Annotated in this window: 17 protein-coding genes; 9 read left to right on the plus strand and 8 right to left on the minus strand. The window is 72.4% G+C overall.

Translation table 11 applies throughout. The features are described 5' to 3' along the window. Positions 1-227: 227 nt before the first annotated feature. Positions 228-1,460 (plus strand): MFS transporter, encoded by a 1,233-nt coding sequence (locus J7I97_RS37605; protein ID WP_214944692.1) that lies wholly within the window; start codon positions 228-230, stop codon positions 1,458-1,460. On the opposite strand, the gene J7I97_RS37610 is transcribed toward J7I97_RS37605, so the two are convergent. The 6 genes from J7I97_RS37610 to J7I97_RS37635 all read right to left on the minus strand — a co-directional run bounded on the left by J7I97_RS37610 (position 1,396) and on the right by J7I97_RS37635 (position 7,648). Then, entirely contained in the window at positions 1,396-1,998 is a 603-nt protein-coding gene (locus J7I97_RS37610; protein WP_214944694.1) for a transglutaminase family protein, read from the minus strand. The genes J7I97_RS37605 and J7I97_RS37610 overlap by 65 nt on opposite strands. A gap of 65 nt (positions 1,999-2,063) precedes the next feature. Next, positions 2,064-3,125, minus strand: coding sequence for a low specificity L-threonine aldolase (locus J7I97_RS37615; RefSeq protein WP_214944696.1), 1,062 nt, complete (start codon positions 3,123-3,125; stop codon positions 2,064-2,066). Beyond that, entirely contained in the window at positions 3,122-3,883 is a 762-nt protein-coding gene (locus J7I97_RS37620) for an SDR family oxidoreductase (RefSeq protein WP_214944699.1), read from the minus strand. The genes J7I97_RS37615 and J7I97_RS37620 overlap by 4 nt, the downstream gene beginning before the upstream one ends. A 26-nt stretch (positions 3,884-3,909) precedes the next feature. Next, positions 3,910-5,316 carry a DUF6421 family protein gene (locus J7I97_RS37625; protein WP_214944701.1) on the minus strand — a complete coding sequence of 469 codons (1,407 nt, stop codon included), beginning with the start codon at positions 5,314-5,316 and terminating at the stop codon, positions 3,910-3,912. Positions 5,317-5,397: 81 nt separating this feature from the next. After that, complete coding sequence (locus tag J7I97_RS37630; protein ID WP_214944703.1) at positions 5,398-6,405, minus strand: alpha/beta hydrolase; 1,008 nt, start codon at positions 6,403-6,405, stop codon at positions 5,398-5,400. A 121-nt stretch (positions 6,406-6,526) separates the two neighbouring features. Continuing rightward, entirely contained in the window at positions 6,527-7,648 is a 1,122-nt protein-coding gene (locus J7I97_RS37635; protein ID WP_214944705.1) for an LLM class flavin-dependent oxidoreductase, read from the minus strand. 49 nt (positions 7,649-7,697) lie between these two features. Here J7I97_RS37635 and J7I97_RS37640 point away from each other — a divergent pair, with 49 nt between their 5' ends. After that, a complete protein-coding gene (locus J7I97_RS37640; protein ID WP_214944707.1) occupies positions 7,698-8,336 on the plus strand; it encodes a PadR family transcriptional regulator in 639 nt (212 codons plus the stop codon). Positions 8,337-8,525: 189 nt separating this feature from the next. Then, positions 8,526-9,218, plus strand: a complete 693-nt coding sequence (locus J7I97_RS37645) for a glycerophosphodiester phosphodiesterase family protein (RefSeq protein WP_214944709.1) — start codon at positions 8,526-8,528, stop codon at positions 9,216-9,218. 22 nt (positions 9,219-9,240) lie between these two features. Here the strand turns inward: J7I97_RS37645 and J7I97_RS37650 are convergent, their stop codons facing one another. After that, positions 9,241-9,780, minus strand: a complete 540-nt coding sequence (locus tag J7I97_RS37650; RefSeq protein WP_214944711.1) for a GNAT family N-acetyltransferase — start codon at positions 9,778-9,780, stop codon at positions 9,241-9,243. A gap of 147 nt (positions 9,781-9,927) precedes the next feature. On the opposite strand from J7I97_RS37650, the gene J7I97_RS37655 reads away from it, so the two are divergent. The 4 genes from J7I97_RS37655 (at position 9,928) to J7I97_RS37670 (ending at position 12,993) form a co-directional block, all read left to right on the plus strand. Beyond that, entirely contained in the window at positions 9,928-10,575 is a 648-nt protein-coding gene (locus J7I97_RS37655) for a DUF5134 domain-containing protein (RefSeq protein ID WP_214944713.1), read from the plus strand. Positions 10,576-10,656: 81 nt separating this feature from the next. Next, complete coding sequence (locus tag J7I97_RS37660) at positions 10,657-11,595, plus strand: M56 family metallopeptidase (RefSeq protein ID WP_214944715.1); 939 nt, start codon at positions 10,657-10,659, stop codon at positions 11,593-11,595. A gap of 53 nt (positions 11,596-11,648) precedes the next feature. Continuing rightward, a complete protein-coding gene (locus J7I97_RS37665) occupies positions 11,649-12,317 on the plus strand; it encodes a phosphatase PAP2 family protein (RefSeq protein ID WP_214944717.1) in 669 nt (222 codons plus the stop codon). Between the two features lie 37 nt (positions 12,318-12,354). After that, positions 12,355-12,993, plus strand: coding sequence for a TetR/AcrR family transcriptional regulator (locus J7I97_RS37670; RefSeq protein ID WP_214944719.1), 639 nt, complete (start codon positions 12,355-12,357; stop codon positions 12,991-12,993). On the opposite strand, the gene J7I97_RS37675 is transcribed toward J7I97_RS37670, so the two are convergent. Continuing rightward, positions 12,990-14,471 carry an LVIVD repeat-containing protein gene (locus tag J7I97_RS37675; protein WP_214944721.1) on the minus strand — a complete coding sequence of 494 codons (1,482 nt, stop codon included), beginning with the start codon at positions 14,469-14,471 and terminating at the stop codon, positions 12,990-12,992. The two genes, J7I97_RS37670 and J7I97_RS37675, sit on opposite strands and share 4 nt — an antisense overlap. 78 nt (positions 14,472-14,549) lie before the next feature. Between J7I97_RS37675 and J7I97_RS37680 the strand changes: the two genes are divergently transcribed. Beyond that, entirely contained in the window at positions 14,550-15,215 is a 666-nt protein-coding gene (locus tag J7I97_RS37680; protein WP_251059540.1) for a DUF305 domain-containing protein, read from the plus strand. 52 nt (positions 15,216-15,267) lie between these two features. After that, positions 15,268-16,617, plus strand: coding sequence for an FAD-dependent oxidoreductase (locus J7I97_RS37685; RefSeq protein ID WP_214944723.1), 1,350 nt, complete (start codon positions 15,268-15,270; stop codon positions 16,615-16,617). Positions 16,618-16,841 lie beyond the last annotated feature (224 nt).

The following is a 16,841-nucleotide window of genomic DNA, read 5'->3' on the forward strand; positions in this document are numbered from 1 at the left end:
TGCCGGTCACGGCACTAGCGGGGCCGCACGCTTCGTCAGTTCGGGTTGCCGGCGTGGGTCAGGGTCTCCCAGGCCTCGAAGTGGTTGTCGGTACCGGCCGGGCGGCGCCCCTCGGTCAGCCTGCGGGTGTTCTCCCCTCCCCCATCCCCGATCCTTTCGTCCTACAACCAGATGACGTAACGTCTTGCTCGCCTATCACGTTGCCCAGCGCGGGGAGGGGTCCGGCGGTGCACGGATTCGGGCGGTACCTGGCGGCGGCGCTGGCCGCGCGGTTCGCTTCCGAGGGCATGGGCATGGCCGTAGTGCTGCTCGCCCTGGAGCGGACCGGGAGCGCGGCGTATGGGGCGTACGTGCTGACCGCCTGGCTCGCCCCGCACGTCCTGGCGGCTCCGCTCGCCGGGGCCGCGGCGGCCCGGGCGCGCCGGCCCCGGCTGTTCTACGTCGCCACCCTGGCCGGGTTCACCACGGTCGTGGCCGCGCTGGCCGTGCTGCTGGGCCGCGCCCCGGTGCCGGTGGTGATCGCGGTGGCGGTACTGGGCGGCGGCTGCGGGCCGATGGTGACGGGCGGGCTGTCCAGCCTGGTCGCGGGTCTGGTCCCGCCGGGGGCCCGGCGGGACCGGGCGTACGGCTGGGACGCGTCCACCTACAACGCCGCGGCGGTCACCGCCCCGGCGGTGGTCAGCCTGGTCGCCGCGCTCGCCTCGGCCGCGCCCGCGATGGCGGTGCTCGCCGCGTCCGGTGCGCTGGCGGCGACCCTGGCCGCGAGTCTGCCCTACGAGGACCCGGGGGCAGCTCCCCTGTACCGCCAGCCCGGCGCCGGGCTGGGTGCGGGGCTCGCCGCCCTGTGGCGGGTCCGGGAACTGCGGGCCATCACCTCGGCCACGACGCTGGCCTTCGTCGGCATCGGCTCGCTCACCACCACATCGGTACTGCTGGCCGCCGGTCTCGGCAGCCCGGGCGCCGGGGGCGTGCTGATGACGGCCTTCGCGGTCGGCGCCCTGACCGGCTCCCTGACGCTGGGCCGGATCACCGCCGTGGAGCCGGGGCGGCTGGCCCGGTGGGGCATGGCCGGGACCGGGGTGGCCCTGGCGGCGGCCGCGCTCAGCCCGTCCCTCGCCGTCACGGCGGTGCTGTTCGCCGCCGCCGGGGTGTGCGACGGGCCGCTGCTGACGGCCACCCTGCGGATCCGCTCGGAGTACGCCCCGGACGCGGTACGGACCCAGGTGTTCACGCTCGGCGCGGGGCTCAAGCTGACGGCCGCGTCGGCCGGGGCGGCCCTGGTGGGGCTCACCGCCGACGCGCCCGCGCAGGCGCTGCTGGGCGGGATCGCCGCGCTCCAGCTCGCTGCGGCCCTCCTGCACGCGCTGGCGGCCGCGAGGAGGCCCGTGGAGGCGGCTACAGAGCCGTCGGCAGCTTCCGCCACAACTCCGGTCGGTCCGCGGACTCCTGGAGGGCCTTGAGTGCGGCGAGGTGCGGGGCGGCGTACAGCTCGGGGTAGTCGATCTCGCCGAGCTCCGGGCGTACGGGGAAGGCCAGTTGTTCGCGGTCCAGGGTGAACTGGGCGTCCACGCCCGGCTTGTTGCCGCGCGGGTCCACCCGGGCCCAGGACTCACCGCCCGGCAGCCGCAGGGCGACCAGACCGTGGACGGCGGCGTTCGAGCCGTCGTCGTCGGTGAGGCGCTGGTAGCAGAGAGCCGCGGGGATGCCCTGGGCGCGCAACAGGGCGGCGAAGGCGTGGGACTTGGCGTAGCAGATGCCGTTGCGGGTGCTCAGCACGTCGGAGGCGCGCCAGGCGACGCGCATGTCCCCCGAGTCGGCGGAGTGCGGGACGGTGTCGCGGACGAACTCGAAGGCGACCTTCGCGTACGCGTACGCGTCGCCGTCCGTGGCGGCCCAGAGGGCGTCGGCGGTTTCCCGCACGAGCGGATGGTCGTGATCGACCGCTTCGTCGGCCGCCAGATAGGCGGCAAGGTCAGGTTGCTCCTGGATCAGCTCCATGACCCAGGAGCATACCTATGCATGAGCATGCATGCCTATCAATTTTTCGAGACGCCGAGCAGGGCTCAGCGCGCCAGCTCTTCCTTCAGCGCCTGGAGGAAGCCGTCGACGTCCTGTTCCTGGGTGTCATAGCTGCACATCCAGCGGACGTCGCCGGCGGCCTCGTCCCAGAAGTAGAAGCGGAATCGCTTCTGCAGTCGACGCGACACCTCGTGCGGCAGCCGCGCGAACACCGCGTTCGCCTGCACCGGGTAGAGGATCTCCACGCCGTCGGTCTCCCGCACGCCCGCGGCCAGCCGCTGCGCCATCGCGTTCGAGTGGCGGGCGTTGCGCAGCCACAGGTCCTTGGCGAGCAGCGCCTCCAGCTGCACCGACACGAACCGCATCTTCGACGCGAGCTGCATCGACATCTTGCGGATGTGCTTCATCTGCCGGACCGCGTCCGGGTTGAGCACCACCACAGCCTCGCCGAACATCATGCCGTTCTTGGTGCCGCCGTACGACAGCACGTCCACGCCGACCGTGTTCGTGAAGGTGCGCATCGGCACGTCGAGCGAGGCCGCGGCGTTGGCTATCCGGGCACCGTCGAGGTGGACCTTCATGCCCTTGCCGTGCGCGTGCTCGCAGATCGCCCGGATTTCGTCCGGGGTGTAGACCGTGCCGAGTTCCGTGTTCTGGGTGATCGACACGACCTGCGGCATCGCCCGGTGCTCGTCCTCCCAGCCCCAGGCCTGCCGGTCGATGAGCTCGGGGGTGAGCTTGCCGTCCGGGGTGGGGACGGTGAGCAGCTTGAGCCCGGCCATCCGCTCGGGCGCGCCGCCCTCGTCGACGTTGATGTGCGCCGTCTCGGCACAGACCACCGCGCCCCAGCGGTCGGTCAGGGCCTGCAGTGCCGTCACATTGGCGCCGGTGCCGTTGAAGACCGGGTAGGCCTCCGCGTACGGGCCGAAGTGGCTGCGGATGATCTTCTGCAGGTTTTCGGTGTACTCGTCGTCCCCGTAGGCCACCTGATGGCCGCCGTTCGCCAGCGCGATGGCCTCCAGGATCTCCGGATGCACCCCCGCGTAGTTGTCGCTCGCGAAACCTCGGACCGCCGGATCGTGGTGGCGGCGGGCATCGGTTCTCACGGTTGCGGAGTGAGCCACAGACGCTGTCCGTTCACATCGGTGGCGGGCCGCTCCCAGACGCCGGCGATGGCCTCGGCCAGCTCCTTGACGTCGGTGAAGCCCGCGAACTTCGCAGTGGGGCGCTCCGCGCGCATCGCGTCGTGCACCAGTGCCTTGATGACCAGGATCGCAGCCGCGGCGCCCGGGCCGTCTTCGCCCCCCGCCTTGCGGAAGGAGTCGGCCAGGGCGAGCGTCCAGGCCTCGGCCGCCGCCTTGCCCGCGTTGTAGGCGGCGTTATTGGCGACCGGCTTGTGCGCGCCGGACTGGCTGACCAGGACGTAGCGGCCCCGGTCGCTGCGCAGCAGGCCGTCGTGGAAGGCCAGCGAGGTGTGCTGGACGGTGCGGATGAGGAGCTTCTCCAGGAAGTCCCAGTCCGCGAGGTCGGTCTCGGTGAAGGAGGCGCTGCCGCGCCAGCCGCCGACGAGGTGGACGAGGCCGTCGACACGGCCGAAGTCCTTCTCGATCCGCTCGGCCCACGCCTTGGTGGCGGCCAGGTCGAGCAGGTCGACGGTGTCACCGGTGACGGTGGCGCCGCCGTGGGCGTAGCGCGCCGCGTCCACGGCCTCCGCGAGCCGCGCCGGATCGGCGTCGGACGCCACGACGATCGCACCCGCCTCGGCGAGGCGGAGCAGGGCGGCGCGGCCGGCGGGCCCGCCGGCCCCGGCCACCGCTACCACCGCTCCCTGAAGCTTCCCGTTGCCGTTCCCGGAGCCGTTCATCTGTGCAGCCTCCTGAGGGCGAGTGGTCACGCGGCCACTCGCTGCGCGTCGTCAGCGTTCGGAGCAGTGATGCCCTTGGTGGAGGCGATCACTCCCTTGAGCTTCTTGGCGAGCGCCTCATAGAACATGCTGAGCGGAAACTCGTCCGGAAGCACGTCGTCGACGAGCTTCCGCGGCGGCTGCGTCAGGTCGAGGGCGTCGGGGCCCTTGGCCCACTTGGATCCCGGGTGCGGGGCGAGGTAGGTGGAGACCAGCTCGTACGCCTTGAACCAGTGCACGAGCTTCGGGCGGTCGATGCCGGCCCGGTAGAGGTCCTCGATCTCGGCGCACAGCTGGTTGGTGACCTGCGGGGCGCGCATCCAGTCGATCTTCAGCTTGTTGTCCGTCCAGCGGACGACGTCGTGCTTGTGGAGGTACGCGAAGAGCAGCTGGCCGCCGAGACCGTCGTAGTTGCGGTTGCGGTCGCCGGAGACCGGGAAGCGGAACATCCGGTCGAACAGGACGGCGTACTGCACGTCGCGGCCGTGCTCGTTGCCCTCGGACTCCAGCTTCACGGCCTCCTTGAAGGCGGTGAGGTCGCAGCGCAGCTCCTCCAGGCCGTACATCCAGAACGGCTGGCGCTGCTTGATCATAAAGGGGTCGAACGGCAGGTCACCGTGGCTGTGGGTGCGGTCGTGGACCATGTCCCACAGGACGAAGGCCTTCTCACAGCGCTGCTGGTCCTCGACCATGCGCGCGATGTCCTCGGGCAGCTCGATGCCCAGGATGTCGACGGCGGCCTCGGTGACCTTGCGGTAGCGGGCGGCCTCGCGGTCGCAGAAGATGCCGCCCCAGGTGAAGCGCTCGGGGGCCTCGCGCACGGCGATGGTCTCCGGGAACAGCACGGCGGAGTGGGTGTCGTAGCCCGGGGTGAAGTCCTCGAAGGTGATGCCGAGGAAGAGCGGGTTGTCGTACCGGGTGCGCTCCAGCTCGGCGAGCCACTCGGGCCACACCATCTTCAGCACGACGGCCTCGAGGTTGCGGTCCGGGTTGCCGTTCTGGGTGTACATCGGGAAGACCACGAGGTGCTGGAGCCCGTCGGCGCGCCCGGTGGCGGGGTGGAAGGCCAGCAGGGAGTCGAGGAAGTCCGGCACCTGGAAGCCGTCCGCGGCCCACTTGCGCAGGTCGGAGACGAGCGCCTGGTGGTAGGCGGTGGCGTGCGGCAGCAGCGGGGAGAGCGCCTCGACGGCGCCGGTCACCCGCTCGACGGCGGCCTCGACGTCCGAGCGGGCGGGAGCGCCCTCGGCCTCGAAGTCGATCGAACCGTCCTTGGCCTGCCAGGGGCGGATCTCCTCCACGGCGGCCTTGAGCTCGGGCCATGCGGGGTGGTCGACCACCCGCGTCCCGGCGGCTATCACGGCGCCGCTGGTACCCGGCACAAGAGTTTCCGTCATGTCACTTCCTCCACAGGAGAACCTCACGTCGAGACAGCGTATGCGCGTGAGGCTCTCCCGCTCAAGGGGGAACTCGGGAAATTATCCTGCGCCACCCCCTATTTCACCGGAAGTCTTCCCGTCGCAAGCCGTGGAATGGATGGCTCCGCCCAGTCGCGCCATGGCCTGTCGGGCTTGCGGGAGTACGCCGGCCAGCGCGAGGAAGCCGTGGAACATTTCCGGGTAGTGGTCCTGCTCCGCCTCCGTACCGGCGGCGCGCAGGGCCCGTACGTACGCGGTGCCGTCGTCGCGGAGGGGATCGCAGCCGGCGGTGACCACGTGGGCGGGCGGCAGTCCGGCCGGGTCGGCGGACAGGGGCGAGGCGAGCGGATGCCCGCCGTCGGCGCCCGGCCCGAGGTACTGCTCCCAGAACCAGCGCATGTGGGCGGCGGTCAGGAAGTAGCCGTCGGCGTTGATGCGGTACGACTCGCTGTCCTGGGCGGCGTCCAGGCAGGGGTAGATCAGCACCTGGAGGGCGACGGCCGGCCCCCCGCGCTCGCGGGCGAGCAGCAGGGAGCCCGCGGCGAGGTTGCCTCCCGCGCTGTCCCCGGCGACCACCAGGGCGGCCGGGTCGCCGCCCAGCTCGTCCACGTGGTCGGCGGCCCAGCACAGCGCCGCGTAGGCGTCGAGCAGGGCGGCGGGGAAGCGGGCCTCTGGGGCGCGCCGGTAGCCCACGGACACCACGACGGCGCCGGAGGCCCGGCACAGGGCCCGGACGGTGCCGTCATGGCTGTCCAGGTCGCACAGCACCCAGCCGCCGCCGTGGCAGAACACCACGGTCGGGCGGGCCGCCGCCCCGGGGTCGGGACGGTAGACACGGACGGGTACGGGCGGCGCCCCTGCGGGCCCGGGTATCTCCCGGTCCTCGACGGAGCCGACGGCGAGCGGCGGGGCCGTGGACGCGGGAGCGGGAGCGGCGGCCAGGATCCGGCGGGCCTCACCGGCATCGGTGACGGCCCCGCCGAGGTCGGGAAAGCAGGCGGCCAGGGCATCGGCGTACGGCCGGGCGGCGGGGTCCAGCCGGTCGGGCCCGGCAGGGGCGGCGGTCACTGCGCGCGCGGCCGGGGCGGCATTCCCGGCAGGACCCGCAGGAACGGCAGGAACGGCAGGACCGGCAGGACCGGCAGCACCCTCAGGCCCCCGGTCGGCGGCGTCGGTCACGGCCGCCCCCTCAGGCGTTCCGGAAGTGCGGGATGACCTTTTCGCCCCACTGCCTCAGGGTCTCCAGACAGGCCTCCTGCGGCACCGTGCCCATCTGGATCAGGCACATGATCTCGTCGGCCCCGGCCGCCCTGAGCCGTTCGACGTACGCGATGGCGTCGTCCGCGCTGCCGTAGGCGTGGTCGGCGTTGAAGGTGGCCGTCGAAGTGGGCCGCACCGGGATGTCCAGCTCGTGCAGCCGCGCCACCACCTGCTCGGCCGCCACGCGCATCTCCGCCGCCTCGTCGGCCCCCGCGACGACCGCCTCGTCCGGGATGCCGGCCCCGCCGTACCAGTGGCCGATGGACTGGGCGAAGAACCGCTGCCCCCGGATGCCGACCCTGCGCGCCTCCTCCGGGTCGTCGAGCACGATGGTCGGGCACAGCACCGAGAAGTGGTCGTTGACCACGGTCGACACGAACCGGGCGCCGTCCCGCCCGGCGATCGCGGCGTCGTACACGCCCCGCATCCCGGCGATCGACTCCGGCCCCGCGAAGCCCATCACCAGCGCCCCGATCCCCAGCTCGGCCGCCTGCACCAGCGTCTCTCCCCTGCTGCACGCCAGGAACAACGGCGGATGCGGAGCCTGCTCGGGCCTCGGCAGGATCGGATGCGGGTCGATGTCGATCAGTTCCCCGTGATACTCCAGCTCCTCCCCCTGCCAGGCCTTGCCGATGATCCGCAGCGCCTCCTCGACCTCGGCCGTGGTGCGCTCGCGGTCCACCCCGCACAGCGAGGTCTCCTGCTCGGTGCCGCCCCGCCCGGCGCCCAGGTCGAGCCGGCCCCCGGACAGCAGGTCGAGCATCGCCGCGCGCTCCGCGACCCGCACCGGGTGGTTGAAGTTGAAGGGCATGCACACGACGCCGTGCCCGATGCGTATGGTGTTCGTCCTGGCCGCGACAAAGGCCAGGAAAATTTCCGGAGCGCTCATGTGTGCGTACCACTTCAGCGAGTGGTGCTCGACGGCCCAGATCCGGTCGAAGCCCATGCGTTCGGCGAGCACGGCCTGTTCGACGCAGTCGCGGATGACCTGGTGCTCCCGTTCCACGGTCGGGTCTGCCAGCTGAGCTTCGAAGATCACGGAGAACTTCACGATGCCTCCAGGGTTGCGTCCCGTTCCCGGCCATACTTCAATTCGGAATATGACTAGTAGTCAGACGTCGAAGAAGCAAGAGCTGAAGAAGCAAGACCTTCCGCCGACCGCCTGGGCCGTTCTCGGCCTGCTGTCCTTCCCCGGGGAGCGGACCGGGTACGAGCTGAAGAAGTGGACCGACTCCTCGCTGCGCTTCTTCTACTGGTCGCCCGCCATCAGCCAGATCTACGCCGAACTGCGCCGCCTGGAGGAGCTCGGGTACGCGGCCTCCGCGCGCTCGGGGCCGGAGGAGGCGCGGGCCAAGCGCCGCTACACCATCACCGGCGCCGGCCGCGAGGCCCTGGCCGGCTGGGCCGCGGACACCGCCGACGCGGGGCCCCCGGTGCTCAAGCACGGGCTGCTGTTGCGGATCTGGCTGGGGCACCTGGCCGAGCCCGAGCGGCTGCGCGCCATGGTGGAGGAGCACCTGGAGCGCACCCGGGGCGAGCTGGCCGCCGTACGGAAGGCCATGGAGCACGCGGGCGAGGTACCGGAATGGGCCTTCCCCGCCCTCGCGCTGCGCTGGAGCGAGCGGCAGCACCTGGCCGAACTGGAGCTGGCCGAGGCCCTGCTGGCCGACCTCGCGGGGCTTTCGCCTGCCGCGGAACCCGGCCGTCAAGCCGGTGGGGACGCGCCCACGCCCGGGTGACGCGGCGCGGCCACCGCGGACGGCCGCGCGGACGCGCAGGCCCGGCGGGAAGGGCCGCGCGGTCCTTCCGGGTCGCTGCACGGGCGGTCCCATCGCCTCCCGGGCGCACTAGCATGCGTCCTCACCGCGCGCGGCCGGTCGGGACACCGCGACCGCGCGGGAGCCGCCGTCGACGGAAGCGAGAGAACCTTGACTTTCCTCACCATCGGTCACCGCGGGGTCATGGGTGTCGAACCGGAGAACACCCTCCGGTCGTTCATCCGCGCGGAACGTTCCGGCATGGACGTCATCGCACTGGATGTGCGGCTCAGCAAGGACGGCGCCCTCGTCGTCCTGCACGACGCCGAGGTGGACCGGACCACCGACGGCGCCGGGGCCGTCGCCGATCTGACCCTGGCCGAGCTGCGCGAGCTGGACGCCGGCCTCGGCGAACACGTGCCGGTCTTCGAGGAGGCCCTGGACGCCGTCCGGGCCCCGCTCCAGGTGTCGGTACGGGATCAGGCCGCGGCCGTCGTGCTCGCGGAGCTGGTGCTGCGCCTCGACGCGACCGCCCGGGTGGAGGTGGCGTCCTTCCACGACGAGGTGCTCGCCGAGGTGACCCGGCGGGTGCCGGGCATCAAGACCACCCTCTACGCGGATCAAAGCGGAGCGGGCGCCGGGGAGGTCGTGGACCGGGCGGTGGCCGTCCGTGCGGATACGGTCGCCCTGAACATCCGGCGGCTCACCCTGGAGGCCGTGGAGGCGGCGCACTCGGCCGGGCTGCGGGTGACCGGCTGGACGGTCAACACCCTGGAGCAGCTGCGGCTGGTGCGGGCGCTCGAACTGGACGGCGCGGTCACCGACTTCCCGGAGATCCGCAGCACGGGCAGGTTCACGGCCTGACCGCCGTGCCGGGCGGGCCACCCTACAAGGACTTGACCAGCAGCTCGAAGGCCAGGTCGTCGCGGAGCGGGACGCCGAAGCGCTCGTCGCCGTAGGGGAAGGGGCTCAGTTCGCCGGTGCGCCGGTAGCCGCGGCGCACGTAGTAGGCGATGAGCTCCTCCCGTGCGTTCACCACGGTCATCCGCATCTCCTTGGCGTCCCACGTCGTGCGGGCGCGCCGCTCGGCCTCGGCCAGGATCTCCTTGCCGAGGCCGCCGCCCTGGAGTCCGGGCCGGACGGCGAACATGCCGAAGTAGGCGTGGTCCCCTCGGTGTTCGAGCTGGCAGCAGGCGATGAGCTCGCCCGCGCGTTCGACGACGAGCAGGACGCTGTCGGGGGTGCTGATGACCTGGCGGACCCCGTCCGCGTCGGTGCGCTGCCCCTCCAGGTAGTCCGCCTCCGTGGTCCAGCCGGTACGGCTGGCGTCGCCGCGGTAGGCCGACTCCACGAGCTCCACCAGCTCCGGTATGTCCGCCTCCACTGCGTTGCGGAAGCTCAGGGCGGTGGGGTGGGCGGTCGACATCGGAGGGCTCCGTTCTGCGCGGCGGCATATGACATGCCCGGTACGGCAAGGAGAGCCTAACCCGGGGCGGCGTGCGGGCCGCCGCGCAGGGGCATCTCTTCCGGTGACGCCGACGAACCGGGAGGTTCCGCCGTGCACGGTCCCGCGATGTCCCATTCCGCTTCCGTCTCCTCCTGGCTGCTCGTGCTGCTGTGCGCGGTCAGCGGGGGGTACTGCCTGGGGCGGGTGCGCAGACTGGGCGGTGCGGCCGCCGGGGAGGCCCTGATGGGGTTCGGCATGGCACTGATGGCGGTCCCGCTGGGGATCGGCACCGGCTGGCAGGCCCCCGTGCTGGGCGCGGTCTTCTGCGGCGCCGCGCTGCACGCGGTCTGGCTGCTGCGGGGCGGGGCGCACCACACCCATCATTTGGTGGGCTCGCTGGCGATGGTCTACATGGCGCTGATGGCCGGCTCCGGCCACGGGGCCGGGCTGCCGCTGCTGACGGGTGCGCTGCTCGTCTACTACGCCGGGTACGTGGTGCTGGGCGGGGCCCGGCTGGTCACGGTGGGCGCCGCGGCCGCGCAACCGGTAGTGGACGGCCCGCACCGGCCCGGCGAACTCCACGGCCCGGACGGCCCGGACGGACCGGACGGACCCGACGGACCCGACGGACCCGACGGACCCGACGGACCCGACGGACCGGACGGACCCCACGACCCCGACCGACCGGACGGACCCGACGGCCCCACGGAGGTGATCCGGGCCTGCCGACTGGCCATGGGGATGGGGATGTTGGCGATGCTGCTCACCATGTGACGGCGCCGGCGAGCGTGTGCTGCGTCACCAAACCGCGCGAACCATACCCGCAGCTGGTGCCGCGCTCATAGGCTGGCGGACATGATGGTCCCCGCCGTTCTTCTGCTGCTCGGCGCACTGACCGCGGTGCTGGCACCCCGCCTGCTGGCCCGGGCCGAGTGGCCCGAGCGTGAACCCGTGGTCGCGCTGTGGGCGTGGCAGTGCGCGGTGGGTGCGGTACTCCTGTGCTTCGCGCTGTCGATGCTGCTGAGCGCGGCGGCCGCCTGGCTGGCGGTGCGGGGCCCGCTCTTCTCCGTCGCCCCGCGCGGGGTGGCCGACGCGTACGGGCTGGGCGCGGCGGGCGGCGCCTGGGCCGCGTTCACCGCGCTGGCGCTGGCGGGTGGCGGGCTGTGGACCGGGGCCATGCTGGCCCGCGAGGTGCTGCGGGCGCGGGCCCGGCGGCGCGTCCAGGGGGCGGAACTGCGGGTCCAGGCCCCGCTGCTGCCCGGGGAGGACCCGGCGGGCGCGCGGCTCGTCGTACTGGAGGGCCCGCGGCCCGACGCGTGGTGGCAGCCGGGGACGATCCCGCAGCTGGTGGTCACGACGGCGGCGCTGGACCGGCTCAAGGGCAGCCAGCTGGACGCCGTACTGGCGCATGAGCAGGGGCACGTGGCGGCCCGCCACGACTGGCTGCTGCACTGCTCACGGGCGCTGGCCGGCGGGTTTCCGCAGGTGCCGGTGTTCGCGGCGTTCGAGGCGGAGATGCACCGGCTCGTCGAGCTGGCCGCCGATGACGTGGCCTCGCGGCGGTTCGGGCGGCTGACCATCGCGCTGGCGCTGGTCGGGCTCAACGAGGACCGGGGGGTGTTCGGCCCGTGCGCGACCCCGCAGACGCATGTGCCGCAGCGGGTGTCCCGGCTGCTGTCGGCCGCGCCCCGGCTGTCGGCGGGCCGCCGGCTGCGGCTGACGGCGCTGGCCACGCTGGTGCCGGCGGTGCCGCTGGCGGTGGCCGTCGTACCGGCGCTGACCGCGCTGACGTAGCGCTCAGCGCGCCCGGTACGGTGACGGCGCCGGGCGGTGCGAGGATCCCTCCTATGCGGAGCGAGCACCTTCGGTGGACCGGCGTGTGCTGTGCGCTGCTCGCGGTCCTGCTGACCGGGCTGGTGGCGGCCCGCTGGGGGCCGCTTCTCTCGTACGACGATCAGGTCGCCCGGAATCTGCACGCATCCGCCGTCACGCACCCCGGGGTCACTCACCTGATGCGGGTTCTGACCGACTGGGTCTGGGACCCCTTGACCATGCGCGGGCTGGGCGCGGCGGCCTGCGTCTGGCTGTGGCTGCGGGGTGACCGGCGGCGCGCCCGGCGGATCGCGGCGGCCGTCGTCATGGCCCTGGCGGTGCAGCACGGGCTGAAGGCGCTCGTGGGCCGGGAGCGGCCGGTGTGGCCGGACCCGGTGGACTCGGCGCACTTCGCCGCCTACCCGTCCGGCCATGCCATGACGGCGGCGACGGTGTGCGCACTGATGCTGTGGCTGCTCCCCCGGCGGGCACCGGCAGGGCTCGTGGGGACGGCCTGGGCGCTGGCGGCGGTATCGGTGCTCGGGGTCGGCTTCACCCGGCTCTATCTGGGCGTCCACTGGTTCTCGGACGTGCTCGGCGGCTGGCTCCTGGGCATGGCTCTGGCCGCACTCGCGATCGGCTTTCGGTGCGCCTGCTCTGGGCGATCCCCCGCGTCGCCCAGAGCAGACCATCCCGTGCGCTGAGTATATTGGCTGGAAGCCAGTCAACGCAGGAGTAAGCATGTCCCCGCGCAGCGCAACGGTCAATGAAGAATTGCGCAGACGTTCCCGGGAGCGGCTGCTCCAGGCCACGGTCGATCTCGTCGGCGAGCGCGGCTACGAGGCCACGACTCTCGGGGACATCGCCGACCGGGCCGGTACGGCCCGGGGCCTGGTGTCGTACTACTTCCCGGGCAAGCGGCAGCTGTTGCAGTCCGCCGTGCACCGGCTGATGCACCGCACGCTGCAGGCGGGGCTGGAGCGTGAGCCGCTGCCCACCGGTGAGGACGAGGGCCGCGAGCGGATGGCCCGGGCCATCGACGCGATCCTCGGGCTGGCCCGGGACCATCCGCGGCTGATGCGGACACACATGGCTGGCATCCTCCAGGCCGAGGGTTTCGTGCGGTGCGTGGAGCAGCAGCGCCTCGCGGAGCTGCTGCGGGACACGGTCACCCGGTACGGCTCGGCGGACGTGGACACGGACTACCCACTGCTGCGGGCGCTGCTGATGGGTGCGGTGGTGGCGGTGCTGCTGCCGGGGGCGCCGATGCCGGCGGCGCGACTGCGGGCCGAGCTGTTCCAGCGCTACGGGCTGGACTGGGAGCTGGGTGTCCCGCCGGACGGCGAACCGCCCGGCGGAACGTTTCCCTCGCCGCGTTAGTGGTACTCGGGCTGGCTCTGCACGTTGAGCCGGTCCATCCACACCCATTTGGCGCTGTCGGTGCGCCGGTCGTCGAGGCGCAGCACGTCGAGGCCCTTGACGATGTCGTTCGAGTAGATGTGCCCGTTGTAGTAGTACGCCGACCAGGACCCGCCGAGCCCGAGCTTGTCGGTGGTGAGCGGACCGCGTTCGAAGTAGCCGATCTCCTGGGGCCGGGCGGAGTCGGTGAAGTCCCACACCGAGACGCCGCCCTGGTACCAGGCCTGGACCATGATGTCGCGGCCGCCGCCGACCGGGATCAGCGAGCCGTTGTGGGCCACGCAGTTCTCGGTGTCGGCCTGGTGGCGCGGGATCTTGAAGTAGCTGCGGAAGACGAGCTTGCGCTGGTCGCCGCGGCCGGTGATGTCGTAGATCCCGTCGGCGCCCCGGTTGGGGCCGGTGGCCTCGTTGCAGGTGGGGCCTCCGCCGCCGCCGAGCTCGTCGGTGAACACCACCTTGTTCGCCTGCTCGTTGAAGGTCGCCGAGTGCCAGAACGCGAAGTTCACGTTGTCCTGCACCCGGTCGATGACCTTCGGCTGCTCGGGCTTGCTGATGTCGAAGAGGATGCCGTCGCCCATGCAGGCGCCGGCGGCCAGGTTCTGGGACGGCAGCACGGTGATGTCGTGGCAGCCGGTGGTCTTGGAGACGCCGGGGTTGGTGGGAGCGCCCGGATTGCCGCCGTCGGGGAAGAGGACCGGGAAGCCGACGACCGCGGCCTGCGTGGGCGCCTTCTTCGGGACCTTGATCACCGAGATGCCGTCGTGCGGGGGCCGGCAGTCGGGGAACGCCTCGTTCGGGGAGTACGAGGACACGTAGAGGTAGATGTCGCGGCCGCCCGGCACCAGCGTGTGGGTGTGGGAGCCGCAGGCGGTCTCGACGGACTTGATGTACTTGGGGTTCTTCTTGTCCTTGATGTCGAAGATCTTGATGCCCTCCCACGAGGACTTCTCCGTGGCGGGCTGCGAGACGCTGTTGCAGGAGTCGTCGCTGCGCGAGGAGTCGGTGGAGAGGAAGAGCAGGTCCCCGGAGACGGAGATGTCGTTCTGGCCACCGGGGCAGAGCACCCGGGTGACGGTCTTCGGCGCCTTCGGGTTGCCGATGTCGTAGATGGTGAAGCCGTCGTAGCTGCCCGCGTAGGCGTACTTGCCCTGGAAGGCCAGGTCGGAGTTGATGCCGTCGGGGTTGGCACTGGGGATGTTGGCCAGGGGCGTGATGTTCTGGCTGTGGACGATCTCGTCCTGGCCCGGGATCTCACCCGGGGCGAGGGCCCGGCCGGGTGCGATCTGGGCGGTCTGCCCGGAGGCGCCGGGCGATAAGTCACCCGGGTCGGGGGTGGCGGCCGCCGGTCCGGCGGCGAGGAGCGTGGTGAGGAGTCCGGCCGCGGCGGCGGCCACTCCCAGGCTCCTGGTTCGCACTCTGGTGGTGTGCAACGAGGTCACTGTGCCCTCCCTTGGGAGTCCGACGGGTTCCGCTCTTGGGGGGAACGGAACCTGGACCCCGGCAGTATGTTCCTTTCCATGGACATGGCAAAAGAGCGTGTGAAGGTTCGCATCGGCCCGATCGCCAGGGCGGCCGTGGCCACCGGCATCCTGCTCGCACTCACCGGCTGCCAGGACGGGGGCGGGACGGACGGGGCGAAAGACGGCGGAGCCGCTGTCATCGCCCCCGGCAAACCGGGCGAGAAGGCCCGCACCCTCTCCCCCGAGCAGGCCGCCAAGGAGCGGCCCGACGACAGCCCCAACGCGGCCGACCAGGCGTACGTACAGCACATGACCGAGCACCACCGGCAGGCCCTGGCCATGACCGCGCTCGCACCGACGCGGGCCTCCTCGGCCGGGGTCAAGGGGCTCGCGGAGCGGATCGCGGCGGCGCAGCAGCCCGAAATCGGCGCGATGGAGAAATGGCTGGCGCGCTATCCGGCACCCGGCGGGGGCCCGGCCGTGCACGATCACGCCGCGATGCCGGGCATGGCCACGCAGCAGCAGCTGGAGGAGCTCGCGGACGCCGAGGGGGCCGACTTCGACAGGCTCTTCCTGAAGCTGATGACCGCCCACCACGAGGGCGCGTTGAAGATGGCGGGCGAGGTGCTGACCGGCGGCAACAACGTGGCGGTCGAGGAGATGGCCAACGAGGTCGTGGCCACGCAGACCGCCGAGATACATCGGATGCGCGCCATGGGCTGACGGCCGCGGGGCCCGGTGGCATGCTGGGAGCACCTGCGGGAGGAGCTCCGCCGTGCTTCGTATCGCCATCGTCGGTTCGGGTCCCAGCGGGGTCTACGCCGCGCAGACACTGGTCCAGCAGCGCGAGGTGCCGGGCGTGCGGGTCGACGTACTGGACCGGCTGCCGGCTCCGTACGGGCTCGTGCGGTACGGGGTGGCACCCGACCACGAGAAGATCAAGTCGCTGCAGGGCAGCCTGCGCACGGTGCTGGAGGACGAGCGGATCCGCTTCATCGGGAACGTCGAGGTCGGCGGGCCCGAGCTGCCCACCGGGCGGCTGCTGGAGCTGTACCACGCGGTGGTCTACTGCGTGGGGGCCGCCCGGGACCGGCTGCTCGGGATCCCCGGCGAGGAGCTGGCGGGGGTGCACTCCGCGACCGAGTTCGTGTCCTGGTACAGCGGGCACCCGGACGCGGCCGCCGAGGCCTTCGACCTGGCCGGGGTCCGCTCGGCGGTGGTGGTCGGGGCAGGCAACGTCGCCGTGGACGTGACGCGGATGCTGGCGCGGGGCGTCCCGGAACTCGCGCCCACCGACATGCCGCACCCGGCGCTGGGGGTGCTCGGCGCCAGTGGGGTGCGCGAGGTGCACATGGTGGCGCGCCGGGGGCCGTCCCAGGGCAAGTTCACCACCAAGGAACTGCGCGAGCTGGGCACGCTGCCGGGGGTCGACGCCGTGGCCGACCCCGCCGAGCTGGCCATCGACCCGGCGTACGCCGATCCGGGCGCGGCGCTGCCCGCGGTGAACCGCCGCAATGTGGAGGCGCTGCGCGGCTGGGCCGAGAGCCCGGCGCGGGGCGGCGGCCGGCGGATCGCGCTGCGCTTCTTCCTGCGCCCGGTGGAGGTGCTGGGCGGGCCGGACGGCCGGGTCGGCGGGATGCGGTTCGAGCGGACCGCCCCGGACGGCCGGGGCGGGGTGACCGGGACCGGCGTGTACGAGGACATCCCGGCGCAGTTGGTGCTGCGCTCGGTGGGGTACCAGGGCGTCCCGCTGCCGGGCCTGCCCTTCGACGCGGCGACCGCGACCGTGCCGCACGCGGCGGGACGGGTCATGCGCGAGGGGCGGGCTTCGGCCGGCGAGTACGTGGCGGGCTGGATCAAGCGCGGCCCGACCGGCGTGATCGGCACCAACCGGCCGTGCGCCAAGGAGACCGCGTCCTCACTGCTCCAGGACGCGGGGGCGCTGGCACGGCGCGAGCTCCCCGGGGACCCCCTGGACGCCCTCCGGGCGGCGGGGCTGCATCCCGTGGAATGGCCGGGCTGGCAGGCCATCGAGTCGGCCGAGGCGGAGCTGGGGCGGTCGCTGGGCCGCCACTCGGTGAAGATCCCGGACTGGGAGGGCCTGCTGGGCGCGGCGGGCGTCTAGGAGGCTCTTGAAGATCTTGCTCCGACCGGCCGATTCACCCCATATTGCCGGTAAATGTCAATCGGGTTGAACCGGTGCAAGCCGGGCGCGTTTTCAAGATCTTCATCAGACTCCTAGGCCGCCTCTTCAGCGGGCCGTCGCGCCGGTCACGTCAGCGACCCCCTCGCGCCTGTCACGTCAGCGGGCCGTCACGCCGGTCACGTCAGCGGCCCGTCGCGCCGGTC

The sequence above is a fragment of the Streptomyces sp. ISL-87 genome (assembly GCF_018614095.1).
Lineage (GTDB): Bacteria > Actinomycetota > Actinomycetes > Streptomycetales > Streptomycetaceae > Streptomyces.

Bases quoted from the DNA above. Each gene is read 5' to 3' on its own strand.
- J7I97_RS37610 (WP_214944694.1), bottom strand. From the start codon at position 1,998: ATGGAGCTGATCCAGGAGCAACCTGACCTTGCCGCCTATCTGGCGGCC.
- J7I97_RS37620 (WP_214944699.1), bottom strand. From the start codon at position 3,883: ATGAACGGCTCCGGGAACGGCAACGGGAAGCTTCAGGGAGCGGTGGTA.
- J7I97_RS37625 (WP_214944701.1), bottom strand. From the start codon at position 5,316: ATGACGGAAACTCTTGTGCCGGGTACCAGCGGCGCCGTGATAGCCGCC.
- J7I97_RS37640 (WP_214944707.1), top strand. From the start codon at position 7,698: ATGACTAGTAGTCAGACGTCGAAGAAGCAAGAGCTGAAGAAGCAAGAC.
- J7I97_RS37650 (WP_214944711.1), bottom strand. From the start codon at position 9,780: ATGTCGACCGCCCACCCCACCGCCCTGAGCTTCCGCAACGCAGTGGAG.
- J7I97_RS37655 (WP_214944713.1), top strand. From the start codon at position 9,928: ATGTCCCATTCCGCTTCCGTCTCCTCCTGGCTGCTCGTGCTGCTGTGC.
- J7I97_RS37660 (WP_214944715.1), top strand. From the start codon at position 10,657: ATGATGGTCCCCGCCGTTCTTCTGCTGCTCGGCGCACTGACCGCGGTG.
- J7I97_RS37665 (WP_214944717.1), top strand. From the start codon at position 11,649: ATGCGGAGCGAGCACCTTCGGTGGACCGGCGTGTGCTGTGCGCTGCTC.
- J7I97_RS37670 (WP_214944719.1), top strand. From the start codon at position 12,355: ATGTCCCCGCGCAGCGCAACGGTCAATGAAGAATTGCGCAGACGTTCC.
- J7I97_RS37680 (WP_251059540.1), top strand. From the start codon at position 14,550: ATGGACATGGCAAAAGAGCGTGTGAAGGTTCGCATCGGCCCGATCGCC.